The 20,905-nt window shown below is 62.0% G+C and carries 20 protein-coding genes; 8 read left to right on the plus strand and 12 right to left on the minus strand.

Annotated features, from left to right (window positions below; translation table 11 throughout):
* Positions 1–91 precede the first annotated feature (91 nt).
* On the plus strand, positions 92–622 hold the full coding sequence (locus EDY99_RS07420; protein WP_033652093.1) for a chorismate mutase: 531 nt from the start codon (positions 92–94) through the stop codon (positions 620–622).
* A gap of 3 nt (positions 623–625) precedes the next feature.
* On the opposite strand, the gene EDY99_RS07425 is transcribed toward EDY99_RS07420, so the two are convergent.
* The 4 genes from EDY99_RS07425 to hutC form a co-directional block, all read right to left on the minus strand.
* Complete coding sequence (locus tag EDY99_RS07425; protein ID WP_123061637.1) at positions 626–2,161, minus strand: serine hydrolase; 1,536 nt, start codon at positions 2,159–2,161, stop codon at positions 626–628.
* 243 nt (positions 2,162–2,404) lie between these two features.
* Entirely contained in the window at positions 2,405–3,208 is an 804-nt protein-coding gene (hutG, locus tag EDY99_RS07430) for an N-formylglutamate deformylase (protein ID WP_072627742.1), read from the minus strand.
* Complete coding sequence (hutI, locus tag EDY99_RS07435; RefSeq protein WP_123061638.1) at positions 3,205–4,428, minus strand: imidazolonepropionase; 1,224 nt, start codon at positions 4,426–4,428, stop codon at positions 3,205–3,207. Before hutI ends, hutG begins: the two co-directional genes overlap by 4 nt.
* A 157-nt stretch (positions 4,429–4,585) precedes the next feature.
* Positions 4,586–5,341 carry a histidine utilization repressor gene (gene hutC, locus EDY99_RS07440; protein WP_063989639.1) on the minus strand — a complete coding sequence of 252 codons (756 nt, stop codon included), beginning with the start codon at positions 5,339–5,341 and terminating at the stop codon, positions 4,586–4,588.
* A 180-nt stretch (positions 5,342–5,521) separates the two neighbouring features.
* Here hutC and EDY99_RS07445 point away from each other — a divergent pair, with 180 nt between their 5' ends.
* The 3 genes from EDY99_RS07445 to EDY99_RS07455 all read left to right on the plus strand — a co-directional run bounded on the left by EDY99_RS07445 (position 5,522) and on the right by EDY99_RS07455 (position 8,526).
* A complete protein-coding gene (locus tag EDY99_RS07445; protein WP_046686930.1) occupies positions 5,522–6,892 on the plus strand; it encodes a formimidoylglutamate deiminase in 1,371 nt (456 codons plus the stop codon).
* On the plus strand, positions 6,892–7,455 hold the full coding sequence (locus EDY99_RS07450; RefSeq protein ID WP_123061639.1) for a HutD family protein: 564 nt from the start codon (positions 6,892–6,894) through the stop codon (positions 7,453–7,455). The genes EDY99_RS07445 and EDY99_RS07450 overlap by 1 nt, the downstream gene beginning before the upstream one ends.
* Positions 7,456–7,524: 69 nt before the next feature.
* Positions 7,525–8,526, plus strand: a complete 1,002-nt coding sequence (locus EDY99_RS07455; protein WP_033642823.1) for a LacI family DNA-binding transcriptional regulator — start codon at positions 7,525–7,527, stop codon at positions 8,524–8,526.
* A 41-nt stretch (positions 8,527–8,567) separates the two neighbouring features.
* Here the strand turns inward: EDY99_RS07455 and EDY99_RS07460 are convergent, their stop codons facing one another.
* The 5 genes from EDY99_RS07460 to EDY99_RS07480 form a co-directional block, all read right to left on the minus strand.
* The gene (locus EDY99_RS07460; RefSeq protein ID WP_116286389.1) at positions 8,568–10,010 is read right to left on the minus strand and encodes a glycoside hydrolase family 32 protein; all 1,443 of its coding nucleotides are present in this window, start codon (positions 10,008–10,010) and stop codon (positions 8,568–8,570) included.
* Positions 10,007–11,266 carry an MFS transporter gene (locus EDY99_RS07465; RefSeq protein ID WP_046898547.1) on the minus strand — a complete coding sequence of 420 codons (1,260 nt, stop codon included), beginning with the start codon at positions 11,264–11,266 and terminating at the stop codon, positions 10,007–10,009. Before EDY99_RS07465 ends, EDY99_RS07460 begins: the two co-directional genes overlap by 4 nt.
* Positions 11,267–11,434: 168 nt before the next feature.
* Positions 11,435–12,739 (minus strand): MFS transporter, encoded by a 1,305-nt coding sequence (locus tag EDY99_RS07470; RefSeq protein ID WP_123061640.1) that lies wholly within the window; start codon positions 12,737–12,739, stop codon positions 11,435–11,437.
* 90 nt (positions 12,740–12,829) lie between these two features.
* Complete coding sequence (locus EDY99_RS07475; protein WP_033642828.1) at positions 12,830–13,216, minus strand: GFA family protein; 387 nt, start codon at positions 13,214–13,216, stop codon at positions 12,830–12,832.
* An 84-nt stretch (positions 13,217–13,300) separates the two neighbouring features.
* Positions 13,301–13,999, minus strand: coding sequence for a DAPG hydrolase family protein (locus tag EDY99_RS07480; RefSeq protein WP_025302572.1), 699 nt, complete (start codon positions 13,997–13,999; stop codon positions 13,301–13,303).
* Between the two features lie 93 nt (positions 14,000–14,092).
* On the opposite strand from EDY99_RS07480, the gene EDY99_RS07485 reads away from it, so the two are divergent.
* Positions 14,093–14,737 (plus strand): TetR/AcrR family transcriptional regulator, encoded by a 645-nt coding sequence (locus EDY99_RS07485; protein WP_033642830.1) that lies wholly within the window; start codon positions 14,093–14,095, stop codon positions 14,735–14,737.
* Between the two features lie 56 nt (positions 14,738–14,793).
* Here the strand turns inward: EDY99_RS07485 and pckA are convergent, their stop codons facing one another.
* Positions 14,794–16,413 (minus strand): phosphoenolpyruvate carboxykinase (ATP), encoded by a 1,620-nt coding sequence (gene pckA, locus EDY99_RS07490; protein ID WP_033642831.1) that lies wholly within the window; start codon positions 16,411–16,413, stop codon positions 14,794–14,796.
* A gap of 432 nt (positions 16,414–16,845) precedes the next feature.
* Here pckA and EDY99_RS07495 point away from each other — a divergent pair, with 432 nt between their 5' ends.
* A complete protein-coding gene (locus EDY99_RS07495; RefSeq protein ID WP_033642832.1) occupies positions 16,846–18,189 on the plus strand; it encodes a 2-hydroxycarboxylate transporter family protein in 1,344 nt (447 codons plus the stop codon).
* Positions 18,190–18,517: 328 nt separating this feature from the next.
* Positions 18,518–19,936 carry a serralysin family metalloprotease gene (locus tag EDY99_RS07505; protein ID WP_046686934.1) on the plus strand — a complete coding sequence of 473 codons (1,419 nt, stop codon included), beginning with the start codon at positions 18,518–18,520 and terminating at the stop codon, positions 19,934–19,936.
* 146 nt (positions 19,937–20,082) lie between these two features.
* On the opposite strand, the gene EDY99_RS07510 is transcribed toward EDY99_RS07505, so the two are convergent.
* Positions 20,083–20,292, minus strand: a complete 210-nt coding sequence (locus EDY99_RS07510) for a hypothetical protein (protein WP_033642834.1) — start codon at positions 20,290–20,292, stop codon at positions 20,083–20,085.
* A 159-nt stretch (positions 20,293–20,451) separates the two neighbouring features.
* On the opposite strand from EDY99_RS07510, the gene EDY99_RS24560 reads away from it, so the two are divergent.
* Positions 20,452–20,604 (plus strand): hypothetical protein, encoded by a 153-nt coding sequence (locus tag EDY99_RS24560; protein ID WP_162837208.1) that lies wholly within the window; start codon positions 20,452–20,454, stop codon positions 20,602–20,604.
* Between the two features lie 38 nt (positions 20,605–20,642).
* Here the strand turns inward: EDY99_RS24560 and yniD are convergent, their stop codons facing one another.
* Complete coding sequence (gene yniD / locus EDY99_RS24785) at positions 20,643–20,735, minus strand: small membrane protein YniD (protein ID WP_016928013.1); 93 nt, start codon at positions 20,733–20,735, stop codon at positions 20,643–20,645.
* Positions 20,736–20,905 lie beyond the last annotated feature (170 nt).

The raw sequence follows: 20,905 nt of genomic DNA on the forward strand, positions 1-20,905 counted from the left end.
CGCTGCGGCGGGGCCTTTTTTATTTGCCGGCGCGGGGCTGACGTGGTGAACTTGGCGCCTGACCTTTTCACTGCATCATAAGGGAGGCGCCATGTTCAGGGCGTTATTGATAGCGTGTTGCCTGACCAGTTTTCCGGCGTTGGCGGACGGTGGCGCCGCTATCGGCGAGCTGGTGAACCAACGGCTGTCGTTGATGAAAGACGTGGCCGGTTACAAGGCGCAGCAGCATTTGCCGATCGAAGATCTGGCGCAGGAGGCGAAGGTGTTGGCCAACGCGCAGGCGGAAGCGGGGCGTTTGGGGCTGGAGCCGGCGTCGGTACGGCCTTTTATCACCGCGCAGATGGACGCCGCCAAGGCGATTCAGTACCGCTATCGCGCCGACTGGTTGGCGAGCCCGGAAAGCGATTGGCAGCCGCGCCCGCTGGCGCAGGTGCGGGTGCAGATCGGGCAATTAAGCAGCCGGATACTGCAGCGTTTGGCGGCGCGGCTGCGCGCCGGCCCGCTTGACGCGGCGGATCGGGCGGCGTTTATGGCGTCCGTGGAACAGGTGAATCTCAGCGCCGCCGACAAGCGGCGGCTGGCGGATGCGCTGCTGGCGGTCAAAGCCGACAGCGCGCGCTGATCGTCAGTCGCGGCCGACGGTGCTGCGGCGGAAGGTCAGCATCCGGCTGCGGTTGGCGATGAGATCCACGTTGTAACCGCGGAAATAGAGGCAAAAGCGTTTCAACCACGGGCCGTCCTGGCACTCCACCAGCATGCGGCCCTGGCCCAGCGGGCTGAGCGTGCCGGTCTGCGCCGCCGGGCCGACGCCGATATGCACCCGATTGCCGCTAATTTCAAAGGCGGTGCGATAGTGCGGGTGGTACCACAGCCCCTGCACATGCTTCAGGCAGTCGCCGTTGGCCGTGACCGGCAGGAAACGGCGCGCCACATGCCCGACCTCGCCCTCGACCGCTTCGCCGGTCCACTTCAATTTGATTGGCATATGGGCGGACAGCGACACCGCGTACCCGTCCTCCCCTTGATACAGCGGTTCATCGCTGCCCAGATAGGCCAGGTTGCCGTCTTTGACCTCCAGCCAGTGCGGCTCCGCCAGCGTGGCGTAGAGACCGTCGGGGATCGCCGTGCTGCGCTGCGGCAAAGGTTCGCCCAGCAGCGCTGCCATCACCTGCAAAGCCATGCCGAAACTGTCGCAATCTTCGCGGTTGGCCACCAGCGCGACGCCGGCCTGACGGTCGGGCGCCAGCAGGAAATAGGTTTTGTAACCGGCGTGGGAGCCGCCGTGGCCCAGCAGGCTGCGGCGGCCCAGCGGCGTGCGCGCCAGCCCCAGGCCATAGGCGCTGAGTTGGCCCTGATTGAGGCGGCGCGGCGCGCTGAGTTGCGCCAGCACGCCCTGACCGGGGCCTTGGTCCGCCAACAGCGTTTGCAGCCAGCGGGTGAGGGCGTTGACGCTGCCGGTCAGGCAGCCGGAGGCGGAAAGGTGCAGGCCGGCGCTGGCGTGTTGCCAGCCCTGCGGCGCCCGCCAGTAACCCGGCACCAACCCCGGCACCACGTCGAACCAGCTTTCCGGCGCCCGCATCTGCACCTGCAGCGGCTGGGCGATATGCCGTTGCACCAACTGGTCGAAATCATACCCTTTGCTGCGCAGCGCGGCCTCCAGCAGCCGATAGCCGGTATTGCTGTAGGCGATCTCGCTGCCGGCCTCATAGTTCAACCTTTCCAGCCCCTCGACAAACTGCATCACCGGCTGCGCCTCGCTGACGGCATGCAGCGAGATGCCGAGCAGGCCGAGCGTCTCGCGCACGTCAGGCAGGCCGCCGGTCATGTCCAGCGCCTGGCCGACGGTGACGTCCGCCAGCGCAGGCTGCAGGGCGGGCAGCAGTTCACCCAGGCGTTGTTCCAGCCGAACGGCGCGATCGGTGGCGTTCAGCGCCAGCGCGGCGAAGATATGCTTGGTCACTGAGGCGTAGCGCACCACGCTGTCGGCGGTGAAGGGGGTGTTCTGCGCCAGATCGGCCAGGCCGGCGCAGGCGGTGGCGCGGAGTTGTTCGGCGTCAAACAGGGTGATGGCGCCGCCGGGTTCGCCACGCCGTTGCCAGCCGGCCAGCAGTTGTTCGGCGACGGCGCCGGCAGCGCGCCAGTTTAACGGTGTTACAGACATAGGGCCTCCAGAGAGATATTCGAAACGGGCCAGTTGGCCACAGGCCGCCCGGTGCTGACGATGAACACGGGCTTTTGGGCTGATTGTGGCGCAGTGCGTTTTTCGTCGGCCGCTGTTTTGTGCGCTGTTTGGACCAGTTAGCGGGGAATCACGCGAAACTTTGATATAGCGCGCAGATTGCCGCTGGCGTTGCGGTTAAAGGCAGGAGAAAAACAGGCGCCCGGCGGCGCCTGTAAAGGGGGATCAGTTCAGCCTGGCGGCACCGTCCAACAGGCTTTCAACCATCTGCTTGAGCAGGCGCTGCAGCGAGGCGGCGCGCTGCGGTTCGAACGCGAAAGGATACTGTTCGGACATGTAGTTGACCTGCGCCAGCTCGAGCTGGATCGCATGCTGTTGCTGCTGCGGTTGACCGTAGGCACGGGTGATGTAACCGCCCTTGAAGCGGCCGTTCAGCACGTGGGTGTACTGCTGTTGCTGCTTGCAGCAGGCGACCAGCCGATCGCTCAGCGCCGGGGCGCAGCTTTCGCCGCCGTTGGTGCCGAGGTTGAGATCCGGCAGTTTGCCGTCGAACAGCCGCGGGATCACCGAGGCGATGGAGTGCGCGTCGAACAGCAACGCATAGCCGTGCCGCGCTTTGAGGCGCGCCAGCTCGTTCTGCAGCTGCTGATGATAAGGTTGCCAAATTTGCTGCAGATAGCCGGCGCGTTCTGTGTCCGTCGGCGCTTTGCCCGGCAGGAAGCTAGGGCGGCCGTCGAACAGCACGTCGGGATACAGACCGGTGGTGGCGGTGGTGTACAGCGGTTTGTCATCCGCCGGGCGGTTCAGATCGATGACGAAGCGCGAATAGTTGCCGACCAGCACGCTGGCGCCCATCGCCCGGGCGAAGTCGTACAGCTGCGGAATGTGCCAGTCGGTATCGGGCAGCGGGCGGGCGTCGTCGGTCAGCCCGGCCTCGACCGCCGGCGTCAGTTGCGTGCCGGCGTGCGGGATGCTGATCAGCAGCGGCAGGCTGCCGGTCTGGAAGCTAAAAGGATCGCGAATGGTCATTGACGTACTTCTCCTCGGAAAATCACCGTACAGGGCAGCTGGCCGCCCAACCAATAAGCCAGTTCCGCCGGCCGCGACAGCGGCCAGTGAACGAAGTCCGCCACCTTGCCGGTTTCCAGCGTGCCGTGGCTGTGTTGCAGCCCCAACGCTTTGGCGGCGTGGGTCGTGACGCCCGCCAGCGCTTCTTCCGGCGTCAGGCGGAACAGCGTGCAGGCCATGTTGATCATCAGGCGCAGCGACAGCGCCGGCGACGTGCCGGGATTGGCGTCGCTGGCGAGCGCCATCGCCACGTTGTGTTTGCGGAACAGCTCTACCGGCGGGCATTGGGTTTCACGCAGCAGGTAGTAGGCGCCCGGCAGCAGCACCGCCACGGTGCCGGCGTCGCCCATGGCGCGGGCATCTTGCTCGGTGGCGTATTCGAGATGGTCGGCGGAGAGCGCGTGATGGCGCGCCGCCAGCGTGCTGCCGCCGAGGGCGGAGAGCTGTTCGGCGTGCAGTTTGACCGGCAAACCGGCGGCTTCGGCGGCGGCGAAGACTCGCTCCACCTGCGCCGGTGAGAACGCCAGATGTTCGCAGAAGGCGTCAACCGCATCCGCCAGGCCGGCGGCGGCGGCCTGCGGGATGATGGTATCGCAGACCAGATTGATGTAGTCGTCGGCGCGGTTGGCGTATTCCGGCGGCAGCGCATGGGCCGCCAGACAGGTGGTTTTCACCTCGACCGGCAGCAGCTCGCCCAGTTTGCGCGCCACCCGCAGCATTTTCAGCTCGCTTTCCGGGCTGAGACCGTAGCCGGATTTGATTTCCACGCAGGTGACGCCTTCCGCCAGCAGCGGACGCAGGCGGAACAGCGCCTGTTCCAGCAGCAGCGCTTCGTCGGCTTCGCGGGTGGCTTTCACGGTGGAGATGATGCCGCCGCCCTGCGCGGCGATGTCGGCGTAGCTTACGCCGTTCAGCCGCTGTTCGAATTCGCCGCTGCGGTTGCCGCCGAACACCAGGTGCGTGTGGCAATCAACAAAGCCGGGGGTGATGATGCCGCCGTCGAATTTCACCGTTTCGTCCGCGATCAGGCCGGGCGGCAGCGCCGCATGTTCGCCAATCCAGACGATCTTGCCGTCGCGTACGGCGATCGCGCCGTCGGTCAGGGTGTGATATTTGCCGTCGCGCATGGTGACGATATCGGCGCCGTGCCACAGGCTGTCACAGTGAATCTCAGACGTCATTGCTTTCCTCCGCCGGAGCCGCAGCTCCCACATGGTTGTATATACAATTAAAAACAACCTAACGCATTCACCGGGATGTCACAAGAGGCGGGAGAGATTTTGTTATCAGGATGTGATCGACAGCGGAGATGCGGGCGCAGGGCGCGCCCGACGGGGATCAGACTTCGCTGGTGAAGCGGCCGAACAGTTGATAGCGGCTGCCGGGGTACAGCAGCCGGGCCGAGGTCACCACGGTTTTGCCGGACCAGGTGCGGCGGTGGATCAGCAGGCCGGGTTCGTGGTCTTCCAGCTGCAGCAGCTCGCGTTCACGTCGGGTCGGGATCACCGCTTCGACGATGTGTTCGCCGGCGGTCAGCGGCGCGGCCTGCGTCAGATAGGTGTAAGGCGTGACGCGGTCGAAATCCTGCTTCAGGTAATCCGGCGCCACCAGCGGGTTGACGCAGCGGTCTTCCACCTGCACCGGCACGTCGTTTTCGTAATGCACGATCTGGGAGTAGAACAGCCGTTGCCCGGGGTGAATGCCGAGCGCCGTCGCCTCTTCCTCGCTGGCCGGGCGGGCCTTCAGCTCGAGGATCTTGCTGCTGTGGCGATGACCGCGCGCGGCGATCTCATCGGCGATGTTGTGCACTTCAAGCAGCGCGGTGTGCGCCTTGGCTTCGGCGACGAAGGTGCCGACGCCTTGCATGCGGATCAGAAAACCTTCGCTGGTCAGCTCGCGCAGCGCGCGGTTGATGGTCATGCGGCTGACGCCCAGTTCCGCCACCAGTTCACTTTCGGAGGGCACGCGCTGGTGCGGTTGCCAATGCCCCGCACGAATTTGATTCACGATCGCCTGTTTGACCCGTTGGTAGATCGGGGCGGGGGCATCGCTCATTGCAGCCGCCAGTTGTAACACGGTCTGTTGTTCAGCCACGACGTTAACCTCGTCAAATAAAAAAATAATAACACCAGTTTACTGTTGATGTCGGCGTATGTATATGTATATACAACTAGTGGCCGTCGCGCCAGAAACTTGCCGGCGACCGCCAAAAATTCCTGAATGCGCGCCATCGCCGCGCCTCATTCGCCGTTACATCAACCGTGGAATACTGCCATGCCTGCTTATTTTGCCCCACGCGCTTTGCTCCCTGAGGGCTGGGCGCATAACGTCCGGCTGGACGTCGATGCGCAAGGTTATCTGACTCAAGTTACCGCCAACGCTGAACCGCAAGGCTGCACCCGGCTGCACGGCGATGCGGTGCCGGGCATGCCGAACCTGCACTCCCACGCCTTTCAGCGCGCGATGGCCGGGTTGGCGGAAGTGGCGGGCAACCCGCAGGACAGCTTCTGGACCTGGCGCGATCTGATGTATCGGCTGGTGCAGCGCCTGACGCCGGAGCAGGTGGAGGTGGTCGCCCGTCAACTGTATATCGAAATGCTCAAGGGCGGATATACCCAGGTGGCCGAATTCCACTACCTGCATCACGACGCCGACGGCAAGCCTTACGCCGATCGCGGTGAAATGACCGGCCGCCTCAGCGCGGCCGCGCATCAGGCCGGCATCGGCATGACGATGCTGCCGGTACTGTACAGCTACGCCGGTTTCGGCGCCCAGCCGGCCCAGCCGGGGCAGAAACGGTTTATCCAGGATGCCGAAAGCTATCTGCAACAGCAGCAGGTGATTGCTCGCCAACTGGCGGATCGCCCGTTGCAGAATCACGGTCTGTGTTTCCATTCGCTGCGCGCGGTGGAACTTGGCCAGATGCAACAGATTTTGGCCGCGTCGGATCGCACCTTGCCGGTGCATATTCATATCGCCGAGCAGCAAAAAGAGGTGAACGACTGCCTGGCGTGGAGCGGGCAGCGACCGGTGGCCTGGCTGTATGACCATCTGCCGGTGGATCAGCGCTGGTGCCTGGTGCACGCCACCCATCTGGATCGCGATGAGCTGGAAGCGCTGGCGCGCAGTCGCGCGGTGGCCGGCCTGTGCCCGACCACCGAAGCCAACCTCGGCGACGGCATTTTCCCCGGCGACGCCTATCTGCAGCAGCAGGGGCGTTGGGGCATCGGCTCCGACAGCCACGTTTCGCTCAACGTGGTGGAAGAGCTGCGCTGGTTTGAATATGGGCAGCGGCTGCGCGATCAGCGCCGCAATCGCCTGACGACACCGCAGCAATCGGCGGTGGGCGATGTGCTGTATCACCAGGCGCTGCAAGGCGGCGCGCAGGCGTGTGGCGCGCCGATCGGCCGCTTGCAGAGCGGCTATCGCGCCGACTGGCTGGTGCTGGACGGCGACGATCCGTATTTGGCGGCGGCGCCGGATGCCTCGATCCTCAACCGCTGGCTGTTCGCCGGCGGCAAAGAGCAAATTCGCGACGTGTTCGTCGGCGGCCGACAGGTGATCGAGCAGGGGCGGCACGCGCTGCAGCAGCAGAGCAGCGCCGAGTTCCTGCAGGTGCTGAAAACCTTTCAGCAGGAGGCGTGATGAGCCTGACCCGTTTTAATTTCGCTGGGCTGCCGGTCAGCCCGTGGCGCAACGGCGGCGGGGAAACCCGTGAAATCGTCAGTTGGCCGCCGGGCGAGCCGGATTTCGACTGGCGCGCCAGCATCGCCACCATCGCGCAGGACGGGCCGTTTTCCGCCTTTGCGGGCATTGACCGTTCGATCACGCTGCTGGAAGGCGACGGCGTGCGGCTGTTCAGCGCCGGGCATATCGACCATCAGTTGGCGCGTATCGGGGAGCCGTTCGCCTTTTCCGGCGACGTGGCGCTGGAAGCGACGCTGCTGGGCGGCGCCAGTCAGGATTTCAACATCATGACGCGCCGCGGCCGGCTAGCGGCGCAGGTGCAACGCAGCGCCGAGCCGCTAACCTTGCCGCCGGGGCGGGCGGGGGTGCTGTATGTGCTGAGCGGGCTCTGGTCGCTGCCGGGGGGCGGCGAACTGAGCGCGCGCGAGGGCGTCTGGTGGACGGCATCGGCGGCGGGGGGCGACGTGGCGCCGTTAAGGGCCGACAGCGCTATCCTGTGGGCGGACATCACACCCCGTTAACGCAGAGTAGAGTCCTGCGCTCGGTTATGGGATTATTCACTTTTTCCCATTAATCATAAAGAAGGGCGCATGGCTTCGCTGAAAGACGTCGCAAAACTTGCCGGAGTCTCGTTGATGACGGTGTCCCGCGCCATCAATGATCCCGGCAAGCTGCGGCCGGAAACCTACCGCCGCGTCAAACAAGCTATCGATCGGTTGGACTATGTGCCGGATCTGTCGGCGCGGCGTATTCGCGGTGACGGAAATCGCGTGCAGACGCTCGGCGTGCTGGCGCTGGACACCGCCACGACGCCGTTCTCGGTGGAAATGATCCTGTCGATTGAGAAAACCGCGCGCGAGCGCGGCTGGAACAGCTTCGTCGTCAACCTGTTCGCCGACGACAACGCCGAACAGACCGTCGATCTGCTGCTGGCGCATCGGCCGGATGGGGTGATCTTCACCACGATGGGACTGCGTGAGGTGACGCTGCCGGCCAAACTGCTGGACAAAAAGCTGGTGTTGGCCAACTGCGTCAGCCCGGCGCATTCGATCGCCAGCTACATTCCTGATGATGAGCAAGGGCAGTATGACGCGGCGCGCACGCTGATCGCCAAAGGCTATCGCGCGCCTTTGTGCATTCATTTACCGGCGGATACGCTGGCGGCGGGGCTGCGCCGCCGCGGTCTGGAACGCGCCTGGCGCGAAGCGGGGCGCGATGTTGAACAGCTGCGGCAGTATCATCTCGATCTGAGCGCCGGCGATCAAAGCTATCGCGACTGCGTAGCGTTGCTGGAGCGGCATTTTTCCGCCGGCCGGCGCGATTGCGATGTCGTGGTGTGTGGGAACGATCGGATAGCGTTTCTGGCGTATCAGGTATTGCTGGCGCAAGGTTGGCGGATACCGCAGCAGGTGGCGGTGCTGGGCTACGACAATATGGTCGGCACCGGCGAGCTGTTCCTGCCGGCATTGACGACGGTGCAGCTGCCGCATTATGAACTGGGTCGCCTTGCGGCGCTGCATGTGATTGAGCGGCGGGAACAGCGTGATACGGTGAAAGTGCCTTGCCCGCTGCTGGAACGTGGTTCGCTGTAAACGCACCGGGGGCGTCGCTACGCGCCCGGTGCTCATTCCCATTACCCCCAGATGCTTGCCAACTGCCATCCCGTGATGGGCTCGAACAGCGCCCGTCCCCCTTCGGCGAACAGGCTGAGGCGGCGATCGCCCGCCGTCGGATAGATGCGGCTGGTCAGGCAGGCCTGCCCCTGATTAACGAAGATCTCCAGTGAGGAGCGATCGATAAAGATCCGCAGCGACAGAATGTCACCCTCCGGCAGCGGCACACTGCGGCAGGTGCACAGCGCCGGGTGTTCATTAAAACGCTCCAGCACCAATCGGTGTGACTGATTGTCGACGAACAGCCGCGCCGCACTCCCAATGGCCAGACCGTACCGCTCGGCGTCGCTGTCGGCCGGTCTCAACGTCAGGATGAGCTCCTGCATATCGTTCGTCAGCGGCAGATGCTGATTGGTCAGCGTCTGCGCCGACAACGTCTGCGATCCTCGGCGCAACGCCGCCAGTTCACGCGCCGGATTCATGCGGACGCTGCCGTCGGCGGCCAGCGTCAGCTCGCGTGGCAGGGTGAGGGCGCCGGCCCAGCGGTGCGCTTTGCTGGGCATCGGTGATTCCCACATATCCATCCAGGCAAACAGCAGCCGACGGCCGTCGGCGGCGGTGAAGGTCTGCGGCGCATAGAAATCGTGGCCGGCATCCAGCTCGCAGAAGGGCTGCGTTACCGTAAAGTCGCCGTCCGGCCGCCAATGGCCGAGCAGATAGCCGCTCTGGAAGCGATTGCGGTAGCGGTAGCCCTGCGCCGCCAGCCCCTGCGGCGAAAACAGCAGCAGGTGTTGCTCCCCCAGCTGAAAGAAATCCGGGCATTCCCACATATAGCCCTGATGCGCCGTTTGCGCGCCGGCCAGCACCCGATCGAAGCGCCAGGCGCGCAGGTCGGCAGAGCGGTACAGGCGCACCTGGCCCAGGCCGTTTTCTTTGGCGCCGACCACCAGCCACCATTCGCCGTTTTCGCGCCAGACTTTCGGATCGCGAAAATGCTGAATGCCGTCCGGCGGGGCCAGTACCGGTCCGTGCTTGACGAAGCGTATGCCGTCCTCGCTGGTGGCCAGACATTGCACTTCCCGCACCAGGCTGTCGTCACCGGGTTCGCCCAACCACACGTGGCCGGTGTAAAGCAGCGTCAGCACGCCGTTGTCATCCACGGCGCAGCCGGAAAAACAACCGTCTTTGTCATAGGGCGCATCGGGCGCCAGGGCGATGGGCTGGCGCTGCCAGCGTATCAGATCGCGGCTGGTCGCATGCCCCCAGTGCATGGGCCCCCAGTGCTCGCTATGGGGATGATGTTGGAAGAACGCATGATAGACGCCGTCAATACAGATCAGGCCGTTGGGATCGTTGATCCAGCCGGCGGCCGGTGCGAGATGGAACTGCGGATAATAATCGTCTCGGCGCTCTGCGCACAGGGCTTCGACCGCATGGTCGGCTTGAGCTAAAGCAGTGTTCATTGGACAGACTCACTTGATTTAATGGCGGATGGAAAGGGCGTTGCCGTGGCGGAGCGTTCGCCGCGCAGCAAGAAACAGGAGACAAGCGTGGTGGCGGCGACCGCGCAGCCCATCAGCAGATAAGTGTCGGCAAAGCCGATGCGGTCATAACCGTAGCCCGCCAGCGGCGACAGGAAGCTGGCCATCACCTGGGTGATGAACTGGAAGCCTACCAGGTACAGCGTGGAGGAGAGTCGGCTGTCGAAGCGGCTGGCGATGTATTTGAAGATAGCGATCAGCAGGATTGGCAATTCTACGGCGTGCAGCAGTTTCATGGCGGAGATCATCAGGGCGCCGCTGACCAACCCGGAACCGAACATGCGCAGCGCCATCACGCTGCCCGCCAGCAACAGCCCCTGCTTGGCGCCGATACGGTTCACCAGCAGCGGGGCCAGGAACATGCCGCCGGCTTCGAGGAAGACCTGCAGCGAGTTGAGAAAACCGTACATCTCGTTGCCCTGTGCGCGAGAAGCGAACTGTGAAGCGAAGTAGACAGAAAATTGCTGATCGAAAACGTTGTATACGCTGATCCCCAGCACAAACACCACCAGCGCCCAGAAGCCCGGCATGCGCAGCAGCGCCAGCGCGTCCTGCAGCCGCAGGTTCTCCGGTTTGCCGAACGCCAGGCCGGCCATGGCGTTCGGCTTCAGCTCGCGTACCTGGCTGAGCAGCAACAGGAACACCACGGCGGCGGCGGAGGCCAGCCAGAAATTGATGTTCGGATTGATATTGAAGATAAAACCGGCCACAAAGGTGGCGCTGGCCCAGCCGAGCGAGCCCCACATGCGGGCGCGGCCGAACTCGAAACCGCTGATGCGGCTGACGCGCTCGGTATAAGACTCCAGCGCGCCGATGCCGGCGAAGAAGGTCGCGCCGATGAACACCCCGCCGACCAAAGCGCCGAGCGGCAGGCTGCTCGCCAGCAGCGGGGCATAAACGTAGATAAAGAACGGACCGGTCAGCAGCAGCATCACGCCGAGAAACTGCAGCAGGTGTTTGCGCAGCCCAAGTTTGTCCTGAATAAAGCCGTACAACGGCTGTGCGCACAGCGCTACCAGCGAGATGGCGGAGAAGATCAGGCCGGTCTCGGCGCCTTTCAGCCCGATCTTTTGATTCAGCCATAGCGAGATCAGCGAAAAGCTGGAAGACCAGGTGAAGAAAAAGAAGAACAGCAGGCCGCTGAGCAGCACGTAATATTTTTTCGTTTCGCGGTTCATGGGTAGGGCCCCGGTGAGTGAAGTTAGCTCTATTGTTAACGTTAACTCGCGGATGGATGAAGCTGTCAGTTATCACTCATGCGATGTTAATCACAAAAGTTAACGTTAACATTTTTGTGTTGTGATCATTATCACGAGTTGGAATGGGGGCGATGCGCCCCCGGAGGATTAACGTTCGTTCAGCGAGCGCAGATGATCGTCGCGGCGTAGCGTCATCAGCGCAAACAGGCTGACCACCGACGTGGCGACCACATAGTAGGCGGGAATGTCGATATTGCCGGTCTGTTTGATGAGGCCGGTGATAATCAGCCCGGCCGAGCCGGAAAACACCGCATTGGACAGCGAGTAAGCCAGCCCCAGGCCGGTATAGCGCACCCGGGTCGGGAACATCTCCGCCAGCATCGCCGGGCCGGGACCGGCCAGCAGGCCGACCACGGCGCCGGCGATCATGACTGCCAGCCCTTTGATCCACAGTGAGCTCTGCGCATCCTGCAACAGGTGCAGCAGCGGGAAGGTGAACAGGATCACCGCCGCCACCGCCGTCAGCATCACCGTTTTTCGTCCCAGCCTGTCGCTGATGATGCCCGCCGGCAGGATGGTCAGGGCGAAACCGACGTTGGCCAGCACCGTCGCCACCAGCGCTTGCTGGAAGGTGGCGTGCAGCGAGGTTTGCAAATAGGAAGGCATCACCACCAGGAAGGTATAGCCGGCGGCCGACCAGCCCATCATGCGGCCGATGCCGACCAGAATGGTTTTCACCACGCCGCCCAGCTTCACTTCCGGTGGGGTGATAGCGTGTTCCGCATGTTGCTGCGCCTGAGTAAACGTCGGCGTTTCCTCAAGCTTGAGCCGCAGCCACAGCGCCACGGCGCCCATCGGCAGCGCCAGCAGGAAGGGAATGCGCCAGCCCCAGTCATGCAACTGCTGCACGCTCAGCAGCGCGGCCAGCAGCGCCACCAGCCCGGCGCCGGCCAACAGGCCGAGCGCGACGGTCAGCGATTGCCATGCGCCGAACAGCCCGCGCTTGCCCTTTGGGGCGAACTCGGTCATCAGCGACACGGCGCCGCCGAATTCGCCGCCGGCGAACAGCCCCTGGAACATACGCAGCAGCGTCAGCAGCAGCGGGGCGGCGACGCCGATCGAGGCATAAGTCGGCATGACGCCGATCAACGCCGTCGCCAGCGTCATCAGCAGCAGGACCGTAATCAGCGTCGGACGACGGCCGATGCGATCGCCGATACGGCCGAAGATCACCGCGCCGATCGGCCGGCAGAAAAATGCCAGCGCGAAGGCGGCGTAGGTGAGGATCAGGCTGGTGATTTCATTTTCACCCTGCAGCGTGAAAAAATTGGCGGCGATGACGGTGGCCAGAAAACCGTATACCCCGAACTCATACCATTCGATAAAGTTGCCGACCGAGCCGGCCAGCAACGCCTGACGCGACCGGCGCGCGTCGAGAGTCTGTTGATTCATCCCCGTTCCCATACATTTGAATTATTGTTCGTCAGTTCTAAATTTATACGACAAAACAATCAATTGATTTCAGCGGGAACTGTGAGGCGCTCAGCGCATGCCGTCGATACGCCACCATTCGGGGCAAACATCGGCGAACGCATGTGAGGTCGGGCGCAGCTCCGGCAGATTGGCCCGATCGAAGCTGCCGGTGGCCAGCGCCACCGTCGGCTCGTCGTCGATCGCCCCCAGCGTGCTGCCGCAGCGCGGGCAAAAGGCGCGGCTGGAATAGGGTGAAGAACGGTAGAGTGTGGGCATGCCGCCCGGGCCGTTCCACTCGATGGCCTGACGCGGAAATTCGACCCAGCAGAGCGTCGGCGCGCCGGAGTGGCGGCGGCAAAAATCGCAGGAACAGCTGTGCGGATTGCCAGGCAGGCCGCGTGCCTGAAAGCGAATATGCCCGCACAGGCAGCCGCCGCTATAGCAGGGATTTTCCATGATGTCTCCGTCATGAGCGCAGGGGAAAACGATGAAAATCACTATAGCGATATCGCGAAAAATTAACAGGTCCCCGCTGATGCATTACCAGAGCAACGGCGCCGGCTCGCGGCCGTTTTCGGCGTAGTACAGCGACGGCAGGAACTGCGCCAGATAGCTGAACTCGTTGTAGCAGTGGCGCATCAGGTTAAACCCGATGTCGTCCGACAGTTCGTCGTGGGCGTTGGCGCAGGCTTTACCCAGCAGGAAACGGCTGCGCAGCACGCACCCGTAGGGCGTATCGCGCGCCAGATGCAGCATTTCGCCGTCGCAGGGATCGCCGTTGTCATCCAACGCCACCTGGTCGCCGAAGCCGATGCGCGCGCACACGGCGGCGGAGAGCGCCTGCGCGTCACGCGCCTGGCGCAGCGGTTGCGGCGCGAAGAAGTCCTCGGCGGCGTGGAATTTGAGGCGCGCCGCGACCGGCGGCAGCTCCGCCAGCCATTCGACCGCTTCGATGCTGGCGCCGACGTAGCTTTCCCCTTTTTTCCAATGGCGGTCCCAGCCGCGATGTTCGACGTGATCGTGCGGGTGCCACCAGTTGATGTGCTGCGTGTTCTCAAAGAAGGTGAACCACCAGTCCAGCATGCGCCCCTTGCAGCCGTGCAGATCGGTACGGACCGCGACGGTCAGCAAACCGTCGGCGCTGCGACTCAGCCCCATCTCCAGCCGCAGCGGTTCAGGTTTGAGCAACTCGTTGATATCGTTAACGCCCCACGGCGCCAGCAGGGAAGGATGTGTCATAATGGGTTCCTGTTTTATTTTGGAAACGAATCGTGTTTCCAAAATAAAGTTATGCCGCTATGCTGAGTCTGTCAATGCTTGTGAGGAATAAATATGGCGAACCCGAATGAAGAACCGCTGCGTGCTCGCGGCCGGCCGGCCACGCCGGAAACGGCGCTGCGCGCCGCGCTGGCGCAGGCGACGCTGGCGCTGTTGCTCGACGGCGGCTATGCCGCGGCAACGGTGGATGCGGTGGCGAAACGCGCCGGGGTGGCTAAAAAAACCCTGTATCGCTTTGCGGCCAATCGCGACGAACTGGTGGCGCAGGCGGTGAGCGGCTGGACCGATGCGTTTCAGCCGGCCTTCGCCCAGGATGCCGGGCGGTGGGAGGCGGTGGCGCCGCTGTTGGAAAAAGGGCTGAAGGCGGTGGCGCAGCAGGTATTGAGCGCCGAAGCGGTGGGGATGTTTCGGCTGCTGCAAAGCGAGTTTCCGGGGCGCGAGGCGCTGCTGGACAGCTATCAGCGCAACGGCATTCTGCGCGGACGGGCGACGGTGGCGGACTGGCTGCGGCGCCAGCAGCAGTGCGGGTGGCTGCGTGAGCGCGACTGGGCGCAAACCAGCGATCTGCTGTTGGCGATGGCCATCGCCGAACCGCTGCGGCAGATGACGCTGGGGCTGTTGCCGCCCGGCAGCGCGATCGACGAGCGCATCGCGGCGGCGGTGGCGCTGGTGATGCCGGGTTTGCTGGCGGAAGGATGAAAACAAGAAAGGGCCGAAAGTTCGGCCCTTAAACAGCAGGATGCTAAACGTCTGCGTTACAGCTTCGGCCCGGCGTTCACCAGCTTTTCGCCCGCCTGGGTGACGGTATATTTGGCGAAGTTATCGATAAAGCGCTGCGCCAGATCCTGCGCTTTCTCCTGCCACAGCGATTCGTCGGCGTAGGTTTTGCGCGGATCGAGGATCGACGGATCGACGCCCGGCAGCGCGGTCGGCACTGCCAGCCCGAAGATCGGCAGCGTGAAGGTGTCGGCCTGCTCAATGTCGCCATTCAAGATGGCGTCGATGATGCCGCGCGTATCTTTGATCGAGATACGCTTGCCGCTGCCGTTCCAGCCGGTGTTGACCAGGTAAGCCTGGGCGCCGGCGGCCTCCATGCGTTTCACCAGCACTTCAGCGTATTGCGTCGGGTGCAGCGTCAGGAACGCGGCACCGAAGCAGGCGGAGAAGGTCGGCGTCGGGGCGGTGATGCCGCGCTCGGTGCCGGCCAGCTTGGCGGTGAAGCCGGACAGGAAGTGGTATTGGGTCTGCTCCGGCGTCAGGCGCGACACCGGCGGCAGCACGCCGAAGGCGTCGGCGGTCAGGAAGATGATCTTGCGCGCGTGGCCGGCTTTGGACACCGGTTTGACGATGTTCTCGATGTGATAAATCGGGTAAGAGACGCGGGTGTTCTCGGTTTTGCTGGCGTCGTCGAAGTCGATGCTGCCGTCGGCCCGCACGGTGACGTTTTCGAGCAGCGCATCGCGGCGGATCGCCTGATAGATTTCCGGCTCCGCCTGCGGCGACAGCTTGATGGTTTTGGCGTAGCAGCCGCCTTCGAAGTTGAACACGCCGTCGTCGTCCCAGCCGTGCTCGTCATCGCCGATCAGCTGGCGTTTCGGATCGGTGGAGAGGGTAGTTTTGCCGGTGCCGGACAGGCCAAAGAACACCGCGACGTCGCCTTGCTCGCCGACGTTGGCCGAGCAGTGCATCGAGGCGATGCCCTTCAGCGGCAGCAGATAGTTCATGATCGAGAACAGGCCTTTCTTCATCTCGCCGCCGTACCAGGTGCCGCCGATCAGCTGCATGCGCTCGGTCAGGTTGAAAGCGACGAAGTTTTCCGAGTGCAGCCCTTGCTGTTGCCAGTCCGGGTTGGTGCATTTGGCGCCGTTCAACACCACGAAGTCCGGCTCAAAGTCCGCCAGCTCGGCGTCGCTTGGGCGGATAAACATGTTTTTCACGAAGTGCGCCTGCCAGGCCACCTCGGTGATGAAGCGCACCTTCAGGCGCGTATCGGCGTTGGCGCCGCAGAAGGCATCCACCACGAACAGACGCTTGCCGGAGAGCTGGTTGCCCACCAGCGTCTTCAGATGCTGCCAGACTTCCGGCGACAGCGGCTGGTTGTCGTTCTTGCCGGTACCGTTGTCGGACCACCAGACGGTGTCGCGCGTGGTGTCGTCGCGCACGATGTATTTGTCTTTCGGCGAACGGCCGGTAAATTCGCCGGTCGCGACGTTGACCGCCCCCAGTTGGGTGAGGGTGCCGCGTTCCAGCGGCGGCAGGTCGGCGCGGGTCTCTTCGGCGAACAGCAATTCATAGCTGGGGTTATAGACGATGTCGGCGGCCTGATGGATGCCGTAGCGAGCGAGGGTTTGTGGGGTAACAGCGCGTGAAGACATATTCTACTTCCTTATGAGTCATATTATGCCTTTTTCCCGTGCGGTGCCGCGCGCAGGATTAAGGTTCGGATCAAGCTGACCGGATTCAGCTAATGGCGTTTCCGGTTCTTTATTAATAAAGCAGGGGGCTTTTTCGCCCTCCTATAGCATAGCAGCGAATTTAAGCCTGATTACTTTAATTACAAAATGCTGACGATAATTAATTAAAACCAACCTTGGCGGAGGGTCACAATATTGAATTCCCTCAGCGTAATTTAGTTTTGCATTTTTATTTTTTATCATATTGTCAGTGCTGTCTACTGTTTTATTTCTTATTAGAAAAAGCGAAATCCGCAATAGGATTTTTGTAATTAGTTGTTTTCACTTGGCTATGGCGGGATTATTGCGCCAGGTGAATCTAACCGTACTGTACGCTTGTCAGCAGGGTGAATAATGAAACAGATAAATGCAGAAATAGCCTGTGATAAAAATACGGCATCGTCCGAATCATCAGGATTAATTAATCAACTTCGTCAAATAGATATCGGTGCGGTGCCGATCGCGTTGTTTATCACGATTTGCGCCATCGTGGCGATTTCCGCCTACGCCAACTTCCTGCCGAAGAATATGATCGGCGGCCTGGCGGTGATAATGACGCTGGGCTTTGCGTTGGCGCAGTTGGGTAAAAGCATTCCCGTGCTGCGCGATATCGGCGGGCCGGCCATTCTGTGTTTGATGGTGCCGTCGGTGCTGGTCTACTTCAACGTGTTCCAGCCCAACGTCATGGGCACCGTCCATCTGCTGATGAAAGACGCCAACCTGCTTTATTTCGTCATCGCCAGTCTGGTGGTCGGCAGCATTCTCGGCATGAACCGGGTGATCCTGATCCAGGGGATGATTCGCATGTTCGTGCCGCTGGTGGTGGGCACGGTCACGGCGGTGATCACCGGGCTGCTGGTGGGGAAACTGTTCGGCTTCACCTTCTATCACACCTTCTTCTTTATCATCGTGCCGATCATCGGCGGCGGCATCGGCGAGGGCATTTTACCGCTGTCGCTGGCCTATTCGGCGATCCTGGGATCGACACCGGACGTCTACGTCGCGCAGCTGGCGCCGGCGGCGGTGCTGGGTAATATCTTCGCCATCGTGACCGCCGGGGTGCTGGCGCGCATCGGCATGCAGCGCAAGGCGCTGAGCGGCGACGGCATGCTGATCCGTTCGGCGCAGGAGAACGCGATGTTCGCCATCAAGGAACAAAGCGGCAACGTCGATTTCCAACTTATGGGCGGCGGGCTGCTGGTGATCTGCGCCTTCTTTATCGTCGGCGGCCTGTTCGAGCATATCGTGCATATCCCTGGCCCGGTGCTGATGATCCTGTTCGCGGTGCTGTGCAAATACTGCCGGGTGATCCCGGCCTCGATGGAGACCGGCGCGCACAGTTTCTATAAGTTCGTCTCCACCGCGTTGGTGTGGCCGCTGATGATCGGTCTGGGCATGCTGTACGTGCCGCTGGAAAGCGTGGTTGCGGTGTTCTCGGTCGGCTATGTGGTGGTCTGCGGCTCGGTGGTGCTGTCGATGGGGTTGGTCAGTTTCCTGATTGCGCCTTACCTGAAGATGTTCCCGGTGGAAGCGGCGATCGTCACCTGCTGTCACAGCGGCCTGGGCGGCACCGGCGACGTGGCGATCCTGTCGGCGTCCAACCGCATGGGGCTGATGCCGTTCGCCCAAATCGCTACGCGCATCGGCGGCGCTTCCACGGTCATTGGCGCGACGCTGTTGCTCGGTTGGTTAGTCTGAGTCCAGAGTGTGTTATGGATAGCCGGGGTTGGATTGCCCCGGTTTTTTTATACTTTTTTCGACATCGTGATAATGCTGATTATTACCTTGAAAATCATTCACATGGCGGAAAATCCCTGTCACACTTTTGATAAGAAAAATCTGTTCTCGGTAAAATGTGTCTATTCTCTTCTCTTAAGGGATTATCGTTCTCATTCAGAGTGCCGATGGAAGGCGCCAGCGCATTACCGATATCCCCGTATTGATTCAACACCGGGCCGCTGCCGTTCAGGCAATCCGCCAGTTGGGGCATCACCCCGATTGAATTGACGAATATGGAGATAAGGTTATGTCATCAAGCAATGCTTCCGTTAAGGCCGAAGGCGTATTAGCCCTGCTGGGCGCTTATAAACCCGATGAAGACGACACCATTACCGTGCTTCATCCGTCGAAAACGTTCGAGAATGCCGGCCTGGAACTGGTGCGCGGCGATCGCAGTTGGCACGACAAGGGCGTGACCGAAAAGCCGGTCTCCCTGACCTACAGCTTCTGGGAAAAGGCGCCGGGCAATATGTCGAGCATGAGCATCAGCGGCTTCAGCAGCTTTAACGCGGAACAGCGCGAGCAGGCCAAACTGGCGCTGCAGTCATGGTCCGACGTGGCCAACATCACCTTCACCGAGACCAGCAACACCGCCGCCGCCAACATCAAATTCGGTCTGTTCGATTACAGCTCGCGCGGCTCCTATGCCTTTGCGTATAACCCGGATTCATCGCCTTCGGTCGCCGGTCAAACCTGGTATAACGCCAAGAACCACACCTTCGTCAACAACCAGATCCATGAAAACGAGTACGGCCGCCAGACCTTCACCCATGAGATCGGTCATGCGCTGGGGTTGCAGCACCCGGGCGACTATAACGCCGCGCCGGGCGTCAGCATCACCTACGCTAAAGACGCGACCTACTTCGAAGACAGCCGCGCCCACAGCCTGATGAGCTATTTCAGCGAAAGCAACACCGGGCAGGACTTTAAAGGCGCGTACTCTTCCGGGCCGTTGCTCAATGACATCACGGCGATCCAGCATTTCTACGGCGCCAACATGAACACCCGCACCGGCGACACGGTTTACGGTTTCAATTCCAACACCGATCGCGACTTCCTCACCGCCACCGGCGCGCAGGACAAGATAATCTTCACCGCCTGGGATGCCGGCGGCAACGACACCTTCGACTTCTCCGGCTTCGGCCAAAATCAGCGCATCAACCTGAATGAAAAGGCGTTCTCGGACGTCGGCGGCCTGAAAGGCAACGTGTCGATCGCGGCGGGCGTAACGATTGAAAACGCCATCGGCGGGTCGGGTAACGATGTGCTGGTCGGGAACGCCGCCGATAACGTGCTCAAGGGCGGCGCGGGCGATGATGTGTTGTACGGCGGCAAAGGGGCGGATCAGCTGTGGGGCGGCGCCGGCAAGGACACCTTCGTCTACTTCGCGGCGGATGAGTCGACGGCGGCGGCGCCGGATTGGATCCGCGACTTCGTGCGCGGCGAGGACAAGATCGATCTGACGCTGTTCAACACCGGCAGCGCCGACGGCATCCGCTTCGTCGATCAGTTCAGCGGCAAGGCGGGCGAGGCGAAGCTGAGCTACGATGCGCAAAATCACGTCAGCGATGTGGCGATCAACCTGGGCGGCGCCTTTGACGGCAACGATTTCCTGGTGAAAGTGGTGGGGCAGCCGCTGGATGCCGGCGATTTCGTGTTGGCGTAATTCAGGCAACAAAAATAGGGCGTTTTGGGCAAAAACCCGACAATTCCTATTAATTACGTCATATTAGCGTGACATAGTAGCGCGCAGAAGGCCGGGCTTGCATACCTCGGGCTTCTGTCGGATCGCCAACCTTTTCGGTTGGCGATTCATTTTCCGCCTTTCAGCATGTTGATGGCGGCGCCGAGCAGGATACGCCGTTCGATGTCGTTGCTCTCGGCCAGCTGCCGCGCCAGATGTTTCTCCAGCGTTTCTACCGACAGCGCCTCGCCGCGATGGCGCAGTTGCATCACGCTGTCGCCGATCAGCCGCGCGACTTCATCCCATACGGGTTTAATCTCCTGTTCCGAGAACGTCATGGCCTACACCTCGGTGGGTTGATTTTCGCCCAATGTAGCAGTTGAACTGCGGCTTCGCTACCGACGGCCAAAAACAGGAAGCATAAAAAACAAGCCATCAGTATTTCTTCTGGTTTTTGCGCTCAATACTGGCAATGTCGAAAAGCAGGAGAACACAACATGAACTGGGTCGAAACCTTGGCGGAGTACTACCGCCTCAGCCGCACGGGTGAAACGCAACATTGGCTGTGCCGTCGCTGGTTGCCACAGGGGGAAGCGCGTCTTGCCTATTTGCGCGAGTTACTGGAACCGACCGCGGCGCCGCGGCGGTGAGCAGGGCGCCGGCGGTTGGCCGGCGTCGTTTTATGGGATTAACCGAACGCTATCGCTGCCCAACGCAACAGCAGCAACGCCAGGCAGATCAGCAGCAGCACCACCACCATTTTACTGAGCTTGTTGCCCATGCGTTTTGTCGCCACGTCGCCCTCTCTTAACTGAAATACCATCCGCCGGCGATGGCGATGAGCAACAGCGTCGCCAACGCGACGCTGTTGAGTAAATCGCTGAAGGTATCGTCAGCATCGAAATCGTCTTGCCGCATGTTGCCGCCTGGCGTTGCCATTGAGTGAATAAT

The organism is Serratia sp. LS-1, from assembly GCF_003719595.1.
Taxonomy (GTDB): Bacteria; Pseudomonadota; Gammaproteobacteria; order Enterobacterales; family Enterobacteriaceae; genus Serratia; species Serratia ureilytica.